Annotated in this window: 9 protein-coding genes; 4 read left to right on the forward strand and 5 right to left on the reverse strand. The window is 69.2% G+C overall.

Features of this window, described 5'->3' with window-relative positions:
* The 4 genes from ACIPK3_RS26080 to ACIPK3_RS26095 form a co-directional block, all read right to left on the reverse strand.
* Positions 1-2,046 (reverse strand): esterase/lipase family protein, encoded by a 2,046-nt coding sequence (locus tag ACIPK3_RS26080; protein ID WP_402573370.1) that lies wholly within the window; start codon positions 2,044-2,046, stop codon positions 1-3.
* A gap of 23 nt (positions 2,047-2,069) precedes the next feature.
* Positions 2,070-2,537 carry a hypothetical protein gene (locus tag ACIPK3_RS26085; protein WP_402573371.1) on the reverse strand — a complete coding sequence of 156 codons (468 nt, stop codon included), beginning with the start codon at positions 2,535-2,537 and terminating at the stop codon, positions 2,070-2,072.
* 355 nt (positions 2,538-2,892) lie between these two features.
* Positions 2,893-3,429: a YcxB family protein gene (locus ACIPK3_RS26090; protein WP_402573373.1), complete on the reverse strand. Its 537-nt coding sequence runs from the start codon at positions 3,427-3,429 to the stop codon at positions 2,893-2,895.
* Between the two features lie 390 nt (positions 3,430-3,819).
* On the reverse strand, positions 3,820-4,899 hold the full coding sequence (locus tag ACIPK3_RS26095; protein ID WP_402573375.1) for an alpha/beta hydrolase: 1,080 nt from the start codon (positions 4,897-4,899) through the stop codon (positions 3,820-3,822).
* 638 nt (positions 4,900-5,537) lie between these two features.
* Between ACIPK3_RS26095 and ACIPK3_RS26100 the strand changes: the two genes are divergently transcribed.
* The 4 genes from ACIPK3_RS26100 (at position 5,538) to ACIPK3_RS26115 (ending at position 11,579) form a co-directional block, all read left to right on the forward strand.
* Positions 5,538-6,905, forward strand: coding sequence for an MFS transporter (locus ACIPK3_RS26100; protein WP_402573377.1), 1,368 nt, complete (start codon positions 5,538-5,540; stop codon positions 6,903-6,905).
* A 92-nt stretch (positions 6,906-6,997) separates the two neighbouring features.
* Positions 6,998-8,695, forward strand: a complete 1,698-nt coding sequence (locus ACIPK3_RS26105; protein WP_402573379.1) for an alpha/beta hydrolase family protein — start codon at positions 6,998-7,000, stop codon at positions 8,693-8,695.
* A gap of 275 nt (positions 8,696-8,970) precedes the next feature.
* Positions 8,971-10,872, forward strand: coding sequence for a RiPP maturation radical SAM C-methyltransferase (locus tag ACIPK3_RS26110; protein WP_402573381.1), 1,902 nt, complete (start codon positions 8,971-8,973; stop codon positions 10,870-10,872).
* A 44-nt stretch (positions 10,873-10,916) separates the two neighbouring features.
* Positions 10,917-11,579 carry a DUF5825 family protein gene (locus ACIPK3_RS26115; RefSeq protein ID WP_402573383.1) on the forward strand — a complete coding sequence of 221 codons (663 nt, stop codon included), beginning with the start codon at positions 10,917-10,919 and terminating at the stop codon, positions 11,577-11,579.
* Positions 11,580-11,700: 121 nt separating this feature from the next.
* Here ACIPK3_RS26115 and ACIPK3_RS26120 read toward each other — a convergent pair whose 3' ends face one another.
* Positions 11,701-13,152: an amidase gene (locus tag ACIPK3_RS26120; protein ID WP_402573597.1), complete on the reverse strand. Its 1,452-nt coding sequence runs from the start codon at positions 13,150-13,152 to the stop codon at positions 11,701-11,703.
* Positions 13,153-13,223: the final 71 nt, after the last annotated feature.

Genomic DNA, 13,223 nt, shown 5'->3' on the forward strand with positions numbered 1-13,223 from the left:
TCAGACCACGTTGAACGAGGAGACCCGCCAGCGCTGGAATCCGGTCTTCGACATGCCGAGCACCACGTACTCGCCACCCGCGGCAGATGTGGGCAGCAGACAGTAGCGTTCGGCGTCCACGAACTCCGGTCCTCCGACAGTGCCGAGGCCCCCGGCGTTCGGCGGGAAGTCGCTGTTCGGGCCGTAGCACGTCGGTGTGCCGGCGAGCGCGTCGGGATGGAAGCGGAACTGGTTCGCGGCCTCCGCGCCGACGCCGGGCGCGGCCAGTGCGGACGCGGCGGCGGTGTCGTGCTTGCGCAGAGCGCCGAGGAAGCGGTCGACGGTGCCGCGCTCGGTGGTGGCGGTGAGACCGGAGGCGACAACGGCATGCCCGTCCCAGCGCAGCGTCGCGGTGTAGTCGAGGGTGGCGCTCGCACCCGGGTCGCCGTCCTGCTGGGTCGACCACTGGGTGACGACACCACCGTCGACGTACCGCAGGTGATGCACCGACGCGTTCTCACCGGGCCCGCGGCCGGGCAGATTGATGGCGCTCAGGCTCACGGACCCGATCAGCTCGGGACCGTGCGAGTAGAAGGCGATGATCTCCGGCCAGGACACTCCTCCCGCGTTGCAGAAGAGGGTGGCGGCGGCGTCGCCGGTGCCGTCCCCGTCCAGGTCCCCGAACGTGAGCAGGTCCGACCTGGGCCGATCGGTCTCCACCCAGCTGAGCCCCATCACTCCGTGCGCTTCGGGGATGCCCGGCAGTCTGCCGTCGACGAGCTTCCCCGCCCGATGGCCACAGGCCGCCGGTACGGGGGCGGACAGCAGACCCGCCGCCGTCACCGGCCGGCGGGACTCGATGTCGTCCGACACCACCCCCAGCGCCTCGTTGGTGAGTTCGATGCTCCGCATGAGGTCGGGGTGGAAGCACGGACCGGACAGTGCCTTCAACGGCACGTCGGCGACATCGGCCTTGCTGGCCTGCCCGAACGCGAGGGCCACCGAGTCCGTCGCTCCGCGGACCGCGTTGAGCTGGTACGAGCAGGAGAGCAACCTGGTCGAGTCGGCGCCCTGGAGCGCGGAGCCGGCCGTCACGATCAGATCTCCGGAATCCACGGACTTCGTGCTCCACGGCAGCGCGAACCACCCCATGTCGGGGACCTGGAAGCGGGTCTGCCCGCCCAACGCGTCCACGACGATCGACTTCGGCCACGGCTTGAGCGCCCGCAGCTCCGCGGACCCGGCGCGCAGTGCCCGTCCGGCGTGCGACTCGAACGCCCTGACCGGCGCGGGGAGTCCGTCGCAGAGCGTTCCGGTCGCGATGTCGCCGTCGGTGAGCCGACCACAGGCGGCAAGGATCGTCCGTACGACGGCCAGCTCTTCGTTCGTCACCGCTCCCGCGTCCAGGCCGACCTCGCTGAGCAGGGCCGCGACCGAGCCGGTCTGCGGGGTCCCGAAGGTCACCACGGTGCTGATCTCGGCAGCCCGGTCGGAGCCGGACACGCCTGGATGGGTCGCCGCGTACCGCGTGATGAGACCGCCCATCGAGTGCCCGACGACGATCACTTTCTGGCCGCTGGCCCGGTAGAGGCAGTCGATGACCTTGCCCAGCGCGGGCCCGAGATGGGGGTCGTCGACCCACCGTGCCGAGTAGGGGTGGTAGTCGAAGGTGAAGACAGCCGCGCCGGGCAGCGACTGGAACTGCCCGATCAGCGACCGGGTGGTGCTCACCTTGCCCAGCCGGTTGGCGGTGAGGTCGATGCGGTGCGAGAACGCGCCCTGCCCCGCGTCGTCGTGGGTGTCGCTGCCGGTCCAGCCGTGCACCATGACGATCGGGGTGTAGGTGCCTCGGGTGTCGGGGGAATACGCGACCGGGGATCCGTCGGGCTTCTTCTCCTTGCGCAGGGTCGGAGCGAGCTGGACGGTGTCCTTGTCCAGCCCGAGCCGCCCCGACCCACACCGATCGCCCCACTCGGCGGGTGCGCTCCGGGCCGGCGCGGCGGACGCGGTCGTCCTGAAGGTGAGTTGACCACTGGCAAGGAGCGTGAGAGCGACAGCGGCGACCACGGCCCGCCCGGTCCACCGGCACCTCATGACGCCGCCGGGGTGGCCACCGAGGCCCTCGCGTCCGGCAGCTTCATGGTGGCCAGGACCTTCCAGGCGCCGTTCTCGTTCACCATCACCGCCGCGTAACTCACCGCCGGCCGACCCGGAGACGCGACGGTCACCGTCATCACCCCACCCCCCACGCCGTCCGGCGCCCACGTCGCGGGTTCGGGCGTGACCTTCGCCCCCTTGGGGACGCCTCGGGCGGCGCGCCCACCGACCTCGGTCCGGGCACCGGCCGCGACCAGTGAGGAGGGATCGGTGGAGAGCCTCTCCAGCGCACCGGCGACCTGCTGCGCCTGCTCGTGCGAATCAGCCCTCGGAGTCCGCCCGCTCCCCTTCGACTCACCGTCGGCGGCACCGCCCCCGTGCCGGGTCAGCACCACCGCCACGAGCAGACCCACCACTACGACGACCGCCCCGACCAGCAGGCCACGACGCAAAAGCGCCATGCCGACTCCCCCCATCCGTACGGATCGAGGACGAGCGTATCGACCTGAACCACACGATTCCGGGTTGACGTCCTTTCGTGACGTTCAATGACGATTCACGGTATGCCTGTGTCAGCGGCCGCCGCCAAGTTGCCGGACTTCCCTCGCCGCATGCGGCGGGCGGCCTGGTCGACAGGTTCCGGGATCGTGCAGCGGATTTATCCGCGCGTACGCCGTTCGTACGTCGGGATTTCCGAGCGGCGTGGCGCCTCGCGGTCGGCCTGACTGGCGTTTCACCATGCCGGCGCAGGTCAGACCACCCTCACCCTCAGGACAAGCCGGTGCAGATGTCAGGCCGCGGCGACATCTTCGGATGTCAGAGCCTGCGGATGTGCCGGTCCAGCAGGGTCCGGAAAGCGTCCACGCCTCCCGGCTCCTGCACACCCCGCTTGGGCAGCACGGTGAGGCACGAGACGTTCTTGTCCCCGCTGAGCAGGACGAAAGCATTGAGGGTCTCGGCGTAATGCGGGGCGGCGGTCCAGTTCAGCCGGCTGGAGCCGCCCGTGTTGCTGACGGTGACACCTGCGTCGTCGACTGTGGCGCGGTAGGACCCGTTCCGGGACGCGATTTTGTGGAACTGGCGGGCCATGAGCCAGGGCTGCAACACCCAGAGCGACACGACGAGCATGCCCGCGATGATCAGCGATTGCGTATCAGGAGCCTCACCCTGCGCCAGCGACGCCGCCGACGCTCCTACGAACGCGGCCACGCCGAGCAGAGCGAACCCCCGCATCCGCCGGGCACGGCCCGACGCCTTGGCCCGCGCCTTGAGCGCCTGTCTCATGTCCTCGCGCGTCAGCTGGTACTCCAGCTCGACGCGCTCCCCCACTGTGCTCTCCGCACGGCCCTCCATGGGCCCTCCCCTTGGACCTCTTCGTGATCGAACCAGGGGAGAATATCCTCTGCGCGGGTGGGTGACGCGCGCGAGACCCTCGTCCTGGCGCGTCGTTCCCGAGCGGCTCCTACATCCGCCTCGCGGTGATGGTCCCAGCCGAAACGCCCGAAGCCTGGCACTCCGCACGGTCGACGCCATGCTGGTCGGCCCGGCTGACCAACCGGTTCGATGCACGCTTTGCACCGCATCTGACGCCGCGGGCTGATCCACCGGGGATTGCGGGATAGGAGCACCCGCCCGAGCCGCAGCAATCATGTCCAGGGCCGCACGCAGCCCGGCGCAGGTCGACTGTGGGGCCGGACCCGGGAGCCGCGCTTCCCGGAATCCGGCCAGGGTGCCGCGGGGGTGTCAGCGGCGAGCCGGAACCACCCGTGTCGTCGCGGTCACGCCGGGCAGAGGCCGATTGCCGGTCAGAGTACGCAGGGCAATGCGGTCACCGTAGAGCTCATAGCGGTAGAACGCGGTCGCATAGGCGGTGAGGGCGTCCTGCTGTCGGCCGGGGGCGAGTTCCTGGGCGGGGCAGGTGCTGTCGTCCTCGCCGAACAGTGACGGCGGCGTCCATGCCGTGTTGTAGAAGTTGTGGTTCGCCCCCTTCAGCGACACCGAGAAGTCCGTCGAGGTGTTCAGACCGGTGACGTCGTCGAGGTACTGCTGGCCCGCCTCCCCGACCGCGCCGTCACATGTGCTGGTGACCACGCTGAACGGCAGCCGGGTGATGAGCGTGTCACTGTGGTCGCCCTCGGGATCGTCGAACTTGACCGGGGCCAGCCCCAGGACCGCCCGGACGCGCACACCGGTGGGCCATTCGGCGCGGTGCTTGTCGGATGCCTGCCACATCACGCCTTTTCCTCCGCGGGAGTGCCCCAGGGTGCCGACGCGGGTCATGTCGACGTGACCTGTGAAGCCCGGTGCGACCCTCCGTCCGGACGGATCGACGAAGTGCCCGGCCAGGGGCCCGCGCCCGTGGGCGGCCAGCTGCTGCCAGAGCCGCAGGTGCTCGTTGATCAACCGCGCACGGTCGCCGTAGTCGAAGGAAGTCTGGTTGATGCCGTCCGCGCTGATGGACACCACCACGAAGCCGCGGGCCGCCAGCGCTGTCCCCAGGTAGTCGTAGCCGCGGTAGCTCGGGAACGGATGCGAGCCGGCCGGACAGGGCCAGGTGCCGGCCTCCTGGCTGTCGCAGCTCCACCACGAGCCGTGCGCCATGACGATCAGCGGGAGCCGGCCCTTCAGGTGGCGGGGATAGTGCACGACCGCGCGCAGTTCGCTGACCGTGCCGCTCTGGGGATCGGTGAACGCCTCGTCACCGAGGTCGTATTCGGCAACCGCGACCGAGCTGCCACCGTCCTGTGCCGCGGCGGGCGCTTGTGCACCCGCAGCAGTGACACCGGCGAGGAGCAGGAGTGAGGCCACCAGACGGAGCGTCATCCGGAAATGTTGTCTCATGCCCTGACTGATGCGCTGAGCAACACAGCCGTTGCCTCGGAGTGGGGGCGCAGGCGAGCGGTGGGCCGAAAGCGGAAGACCCCTTTGCCCAGCTGGCACCCTCTCAGGAATTCCGGGCGGCGTCCGTCAAACGTGCGTCAGGTATGCGTAAAGACATCGCCCGCAACGCCCAGCCGTACATAATCCGCAGGCACGAAACATCAGCTCGTGAGCCCTTCGTGGCCGGTTCGAGGATCTACGGACGTCTGCACGTCCGCGACGAGCACGACCGGCTTGTACAGCCGCGCTCGGTCTACGGCTCGCGGCTTGCCGTTGATCCGGAATTCCGGATCATGTCTTGGCCGCTCCGACATGCGAAGGCCTCCTGGCCGGACGGCCATCCACGAGATTCGCTCGACGGTCGCCAGGAAAGATCAAGCCTAAAGATCGATAAACGCAAGGGCCCAGAACTTCAGCGCCGAGCGCCCCCGCAGGCTATTGCGATCCGCACGAGTGCTCGTATACGCTCCCCTGGCCCAATGGTCGTTGACGTCCAACTCCTGGAACGACTTGCATTGGCTGGGGGCGAGGCACTTCATGAACGCTTTGGCTCATTCGGTCATCGGTTTCGGGCACCCCTGATGCCGGAGGCGGAAGGCGCGGAGGTTCAGCGCTCCGCGGGATCCGGAGAATTACCCTCCGGGGGAGTTCGGTCGCGGCGCGGGGAGCGAGAATTACCCGCGACTGCTGTGCTCGAACTCGATGAGTCCACTGCGAACAGGGATTTCCGACTGTTCTGGGTCGCCGGTGCCATTGACGGTCTGGGAACGTGCGCTTCCTCGCTCTTTGTTCCACTCATTCTTCTCGGGGCCGGATACCCTGCCACCCTGGTCGGCCTGGTGGCCACGGTGGGCATGGTCACCGGCCTGTCCGTCGCACCGTTCGCCGGAGTCCTGGCCGACCGCTGGCCGCGCAAGCGGATGATGTACTGGTCCGCGCTCATGGCGTCCGGTGCCATGGGGTCGGCCTTCGCGGTCGTGGCACTCGGCCATGTCGTGCTGGTGCACCTGCTCGCCGTGGCTGTGGTGGAGCAGGTGGCAAGCGCGACCTATACCGCGGCAGCTCACGGCACCGTACGCCGGATCGTCGCGCCCGAGCGCTACCCCCTGGCGATGAGCCGACTCCAGGCACGGGACGAGGCCGTCCAGATCATCGGTCCCACCGTCGCCGGACTGCTGTGCCAGCTCGCCCGCTGGCTGCCGCTGCTCGCGGACGCACTCTCCTTCCTGCTGGTCGCGATGGCCAGCAAGGCCATCCGCACGGAACTGAGTCCCGAGCGCGCGGAGCACCAACCGGCTTCCTTCCTGGCCGAGTTGGCCGAGGGCGTCCGCTTCATCCGCCGGGAACCCTTCCTGCGCTTCGTCATGATGTGGACAGCGGGGATCAACGCGGTACTGAGCACCCTGTACTTCCACGCGGTGTTCACCTCGCACGCACGCGGGGCCGATCCGTCGTCGATCGGAGTGATCCTCACTCTGGCCGGGGTCGGCGGTCTGCTGGGTGCGCTCGCCGCTCCCCTGGCGGTCCGGCGGATGCCTCCCGGCCGCATCGTGGCCGGCGCGTCCTGGGCCATGGTGCCGATCGCCGTGGCGCTGGCCTTCGCCACCCGGACCTGGACGTACGGACTGCTGCTGAGCCTGGTGTCGTTCACCGCGCCCGCCGTGGTGATCACCCTGCAGACGAAGGCCGTCCTCATCACCCCCGACCACTTGCAGGGCCGTACCGGAACCGCCCTCGGGACGACGGGGCAGGCCGTCGCCACCCTCGCTCCCGCGACCGCGGGCCTCCTCGTCTCCGCCGTCGGCGGGCGCCAGGTGGCCCTGGGCTGCGCCGTCGCAATGGCGTTGCTCGCCTCTTACGCCACCGCCCGTGCCGGTCTGCTGGGGCTCGCCCAGGACGGCGGGGAAGCCGAGCCGCGACAGAGGGGCGAACAAGGGAGGACGCCGTGACCTCAGTATCCCGTCCGACCGCGGGGCCGGCCCGGAACTACGGCGTCTACCGGCCCGTGCTTCCTGCGGTGTGCCCGCGCGACCCTGACCGAATGGCGTACACCGGGGACGCCGACGGCCGCTGCGAGATCTTCGCCTGGGACCGGTCCACCGGCAACAGCCGTCAGGTGACGGACCGTGAGCGGGGAACCCTGCTGTGCGGCATCGACGCGGACGCCGCCGTGTGGTGGTTCGACTCGGACCGGCACGGCCAAGGAGTCTGGCGGGTACAGGAGTTCGCCGGAGGACCGCACATCCGGGCCTTCGTGGGCACGCCGCCGGGAAGACCCTGCGGCCTGGCCTTCACGGACCGAGGGCAGGCCGCCGTCGCCATGGCGGACGAGAGCAGTCTGACCGTGCGGATGGGCAGCCGTGGCGGACCCGGCGAAGTGGTGTACCGCACCGAACTGCCCGCCGTCCTCGGTGGCCTCGCGCCCGCGGGCGATGTGCTCGCGATCTGCGGACCTTCGCACTCGGGCCACGCGGTGCGTCTCGTGGCTCCCGGCGGCACCACCGTCGCCACGCTGTCCGGCGCCGAACGGCGCGTCTGGGGACTCGGCTTCGCCCCCGGACACCTGGAGCCGGTGCTGTTGGTGATGTGCGAGGACCGCGCACGATACCGCCTCGGCACCTGGCGACCGGCGACCGGCCTGGAGCTGTTCCCCTGGTGCGCCTGGGACACGGAGACCACGGCGCGCTGGTATCCGGACGGTGAGCGGGTTCTGCTCCGCCAGGACCGGCACGGCCGCAGCCGACTGTTCACCGCGGACCTGCTCCGCCGCACCGTCACTCTGGTGCCCACCGCCGAGGGAACCGTGCTCGACGCCGAGCCGGGTGCCGACGGCGACATCCACCTCATCTGGACGGACGCGGTGACCCCGCCGCGTGCCCTCTCCCTGTCCGGCAGAGCGTTACCCGGCCAGCACGACTGGCGGTTGCCCTCCTTCGGGCGCCGACGGGATCTGTGGACCGAGGGCCCGGACGGGCCCGTCCACACGCTGCTCACCACGCCCGCCGACCAGCGACCGCCGTATCCGCTGGTTCTGCTGGTCCACGGCGGTCCCGCCGACCACGCCCGTGACGCCTACGACCCGATGGTCCAGTCGCTGGTCGGCTCGGGGTTCGGGGTGGCCAGGGTGAACTATCGCGGCTCCACCGGCTACGGCCCCCGGTGGCGCTCGGCCTACTCCGAGGGTGTCGGCCACACCCAGGTCGCCGACCTGGTACGGGTCCGCGCGCACCTGCTGCGCGAGGGGATCGGCCGGGCAGGGGCGGTCGGCCTCAGCGGAACCTCCTGGGGCGGCTATCTCGTCCTGCTCGCGCTGGGCACATACCCTGAACTGTGGGACGCGGGCGTCGCGGTCAAACCCATCGCCGACTACGCGACGGCGTTCCACCACTCCACCCCGGCGCTGCGCTTCCTGGACACCGCGCTGTTCGGCGGCACGCCGGAGCAGACGCCCGAGCGGTACCGGCATTCCTCACCGTCGACCTACGCGCGGGCGATCCGCTCACCGCTGCTGCTGGTGGCCGCCCGGCACGACGCCAAGTGCCCGCCCGAGCAGGTCGAGGCATACCTCACCGTGCTGCGCGAGGGCGGCATCCCCCATGAACTGCTGTGGCTGGATTCAGGCCATGACGGGTACGACGGCGCCGAGCACGTGGCCGTCCTGGAACGCTCCCTGCGCTTTCTCGGCCGGGCGCTCGGGCCCGCTCCCGCACCGCCCCCAGACGTCTCGGCCGCACGTTGAGCCGAGCGGACCGCGATATCCCATCGAGGAAGGAAGGAGGTGCTGGTGATGCAGAAGGAGATCTTCCACGACGACCCGTTGGAGGGCGCCGAGGACAATCGGGCCGTCGGTGTCGGCGTAGTCATCCGGTTCCGAAACGCCGAAGAGCCGGAAGAGCAGCAGTAGGGGCGTGAGGGGCCGACCCGTGCCACAGGGCCGGGTTGGCCCTGTCCCGCACCGCGTTCAGCCCCCCGCCCGCAATGACAGCACCCTTCTCGTGAGAAGAGGCCAGCGACGTGCGCGTACTTCTGGTGAACATGCCCTGGGCTCCGATCGATCTGCCCTCTCTGGCCCTGGGCATTCTGAAGCGCAGTGTCGACGAGCACGTACCCGGCGGTGCGGCGGAGGTCCTGCACGCCGACATAGACTTCCTGGACTGGATAACCCAGCGAACCGAGTTCTCCCTCACCGACTACGGCTACTACTCCCTCGCCTCCTATTTCCTCGGTTGCGGCGACTGGGTGTTCTCCTCGGCCCTGTACGACGACCGGCAATGGCGCGTGACGGAGTTCACCACCAGCATGAACGACCGGCTGCCTTCGGCGCGTATGCGGATGACCACCCAACTGCACGAAATGGCACCGGATTTCATCGAGCACATCGCTGAACGCATCGTGGCGTACGGCCCCGATGTCGTGGGATTCACCTCCACCTTCCAGCAGAACACCGCCGCGCTCGCCGCCGCGAAGTACGTCAAGCGACTCGCGCCCGACATCGTGACCGTCATGGGCGGCGCCAACTGTGACGGCAAGCAGGGTGAGTCGGTGCACCGGAACTTCCCGTTCGTCGACTACGTCGTACGAGGCGAGGGAGAGGAGTCCTTCCCCGGGCTCCTCAGATCCCTGGACGGGGAGCGTGACTTCGCCGAGGTTCCCGGGCTGTGCTGGCGCGACCGGAGCGGCACGTCGGTGGCCAATCCCATGAGCACCAGGCCGTTGCCGCCCGCGGCGATCCTCTCCCCGGACTACAGCGGCTACTTCGAACGGCTGACTGCCTCCGCCGCGCGCGGCTCGGTCGAGCCGAAACTCGTCGTCGAGGGCGCCCGCGGCTGCTGGTGGGGCGAGAAGCACCACTGCACGTTCTGCGGACTGAACGGTTCGTTCATGCAGTTCCGCAGCAAGGATCCCACCGCGTTCTTCGAGGAGATCGTCGGGCTCGCCCGCACCTACCGCGTCCTCGACATGTATGTCGTCGACAACATCCTCGACATGGGATACGTGACCTCCCTGCTGCCGCGCATCGTCGAGAGCGGATTCGATCTGCGCATGCACTACGAGATCAAGTCGAACATGCGGCGCGGCCAGTTGCAGACCCTCGCCGACGCGGGGCTGATCTACGTGCAGCCCGGCATCGAAAGCCTGAGCAGCAGGGTTCTGGGCCTGATGGACAAGGGCGTCACCGGCTGCCAGAACGTGCGGATGATGCGGGACGGCGCCACGGCGGGCTTGTCGGTGGTCTGGAACTATCTGCACGGCTTCCCCGGGGAGGCCCCCGAGGACTACGACGAGGTCACCTGCCAGCTGCCCGCGCTGGAGCACCTCAACCCTCCGGTGGAGGAGTCGGCCCGGATCGCCATCGAGCGGTTCAGCCCGTACTTCAACAACCCGGGCCTCGGCTTCTCCGAGCTGCGCCCCGCCGAGCCCTACCGGCTCACCTACGATCTGCCCGAAGCAGAGATGTTCGACCTCGCCTATGTCTTCGACGTGCCACCGCGCGGCGTCGGCGACGAAGTCGTCGAACGGCTCAACTCGGCCATCCGGCAGTGGAAGCGGTCCTACGCGCAGAGTCGGCTCACCTACTGCGACCTTCAGGACCGAATCCTTCTGGTCAGCAAGAGGCGCGCGTTCGACTGGCATGTGCTGGAGCTGACCGAGCCGGTCGAGGTGACTCTGTTCCGGCTGCTCGACCAGCCGCACACCCCGGCCGCCGCGGTACGCAAACTGCGGGAGGCGCACGGCGACGGAGTGGATCAGTTGCAGCTCCGAGAACTCCTGCGTGACTGGCGCGAACGAGGGCTCGTGTTCGAGAACGGCGGTCAGGTGGTCCAGGTCGCGGTGCCTGCGGTCAACGAGGAACTGCTGCGGATGCACGCCCTGCGCCGACCCTCCGCCGACGAACTCGCGTCGGTGACCGCGTGACCGGCCCGGTCCCCCATGAGCCCGCCGCATCGAGGGAGAACATGATGCCCGCTGCCACGTCCCTGCCCGCCGGTCCCTTCGCCGTCAGGGCGTGGCGCGACCACGACACCACGGCAAGCGAATTGCCCGGGATGTGCCTCGGCGACATCGAGATCGACGGCTCGGGAGGCGAAGCCGCCCACAAGCTGTTCGAGGCGGGGGCTCGCAGGGTGGCACTGGACCGGCCCGTGGACCTGACGGATCCCGCGGACACCGGCTGGACCGTGCGGGCCCTCGGCTTCGTCGGCGATCTGACGAGTCTCGCGATCGCCGTCGACTGGCAGGTCCGCCCGGGTCCCGGCCCCGACGCCTGGACCAGGCTGAACCATCTGCACCCCCCGACCGCGCTGTTGGACGTGCCGGAGGCGGAAGAGACGCTGCGGAGCTGGCGCAACGGCTACTACATCTGCAAGTGCGTATACCGGCAGGGGCCGGGCTTCGTACAGGTGAGGGACCGGCGCTTCGGTGAACTGCGCCGGTTCATCATCGACGAGCCCGAGTATCAGGCGGCGATCGCCGCACTCGGCGACGGTGTCCCCGCCACCGCGCTCCCGCAGGACGTGGTGGACGACTTCGTCACCGAGGAGCTGGCAATACGGTTCGGCGACCACATCTGGTGGGCACCGTACCGGGTACGGCGATGGCCGCAGGCGCCGACGATGATCTGAGCTCGACTCCGCCGGAGATCCAGGACCCGACCGTGCCAACCACCAATCGTGGGGTTGCTTTTCACTGGCGGAGGACTGACGGCACTCAGCCACGTCGTCTCGATCGGCTGACCCGACACAGTCAGGTGTTGTGGTGGTTGCCCGCCCACACGCTGGGATTCCGCTGTGTCCAAGGAGCCGCCTGCTCCAACTGGCCGGCGAGACGGAACAGAAGGTCCTCGCAACCGTGTCCCGCGGCGAACTGGATGCCTATGGGAAGTCCGGTGGCGGGGTCGGTCTCCAGGGGAACGGACATGGCCGGGGTGCCCGCGACATTGAACGCCGCGGTAAAGGGCGAGCGATGGAAGACTTGCGTGACCCAGCCGAGACCGTCGGCACCTTCGGCGCCCGCGGCGTACGCACCCAAGGGGACCGGCAGTTCGGGCAGGGTGGGCGTGAGGAGGATGTCGTAGTCAGTGAAGTACTGGCCGATCGCGCGTGCGACGCGGTTGCGCATCGCGAGCGCGTAGACGAACTCGGCGCCGCTGACCTGTTGTCCGTAGGCGTAGCTGGCCAGCATCTCGGGTTCGACGGTGGTGGAGTCGACGGGGCGCTCGAAGGCTCCGGCGAGGCCATCGATCCACGTCACCAGATTGGTGCTCCAGAGGCGAGCGTTGGCCAGGAGGAATTCCTCCCAGCTGACACCGAGCGAGACCTGGACCTCTTCCACCCTGTGTCCCAGGGACTCGGCGAGCCGTGCGGAGCGAAGTGCGGCTTCGGTGACGGCGGCGTCGACAGCCCGGCCGCCCCATGGCCGGGTGAGCAAGCCGATCCTCAGATTCCCCGGGGAGCGAGTGATCTCCCGTGCGTAGGATCGTGCCGGGTGCTGGGCGGAGTAGGGATCACCGACCTCGGGGCCGTGGACCAGGTCCAACAGGGTGGCGCTGTCGCGTACCGAGCGGCTGAGGACTCCATGGACGGCGAGCCCGTTGAACACCTCGTCCGCGTCCGGGCCCATGGAGATCCGGCCGCGCGTCGGCTTCAGCCCGAACAGGCCGTTGCTGGCGGCGGGGACGCGGATGGAGCCCGCCGCGTCAGTGGCATGCGCGATCGGGACGATGCCTGCGGCGACGGCGGCTCCCGAGCCGCCGCTGGAGCCGCCAGGGCTCCGGGCCGGGTCCCAGGGGTTCCGGGTGGCGCCGTACAGGAGGCCTTCCGTGGTGGTGCTGTAGGCGAATTCCGGGGTCGCCGTGCGTCCGAGCGTCACCAGACCGGCGCGACGGAAGCGTGTCATCAATGACGAGTCGGCTCCGGCGACGTTTCCGGCGGCGAGACGGCTGCCCAACTCCATCCGTTTGCCGGCCATCGCAACGGCGAGATCCTTGATCAGGAAGGGCACCCCCGCCAGCGGTGTGCTGCCCGCAGCCGGCGCGTCCTGTGCGAGCCAGGTCTCAACGACGGCGTTGATCTGCGGATTCACCAGGTCGGACGCCAACTGGGCGGTAGCTGCGAGTTCCGCGGCGCTGACTTCGCCACGAGTCACCAGGTCGGCCAGACCGACGCCGTCGTAGTTCACGTACTCGGAGAGTTTCACGTTCGTCCATTCATGGAGGGCGGCACGAGGCAGCGCTACCTCTCGGTATCTCATGAGACCGATCGGTATCG

It is taken from the genome of Streptomyces sp. NPDC086787 (genome assembly GCF_044745865.1).
Taxonomy (GTDB): domain Bacteria; phylum Actinomycetota; class Actinomycetes; order Streptomycetales; family Streptomycetaceae; genus Streptomyces.

Excerpts from the sequence above, each read along its gene's own strand:
- ACIPK3_RS26090 (WP_402573373.1), bottom strand. The coding sequence starts at position 3,429 with ATGGAGGGCCGTGCGGAGAGCACAGTGGGGGAGCGCGTCGAGCTGGAG.
- ACIPK3_RS26100 (WP_402573377.1), top strand. The coding sequence starts at position 5,538 with ATGCCGGAGGCGGAAGGCGCGGAGGTTCAGCGCTCCGCGGGATCCGGA.
- ACIPK3_RS26115 (WP_402573383.1), top strand. The coding sequence starts at position 10,917 with ATGCCCGCTGCCACGTCCCTGCCCGCCGGTCCCTTCGCCGTCAGGGCG.
- ACIPK3_RS26095 (WP_402573375.1), bottom strand. The coding sequence starts at position 4,899 with ATGACGCTCCGTCTGGTGGCCTCACTCCTGCTCCTCGCCGGTGTCACT.
- ACIPK3_RS26085 (WP_402573371.1), bottom strand. The coding sequence starts at position 2,537 with ATGGCGCTTTTGCGTCGTGGCCTGCTGGTCGGGGCGGTCGTCGTAGTG.
- ACIPK3_RS26105 (WP_402573379.1), top strand. The coding sequence starts at position 6,998 with ATGGCGTACACCGGGGACGCCGACGGCCGCTGCGAGATCTTCGCCTGG.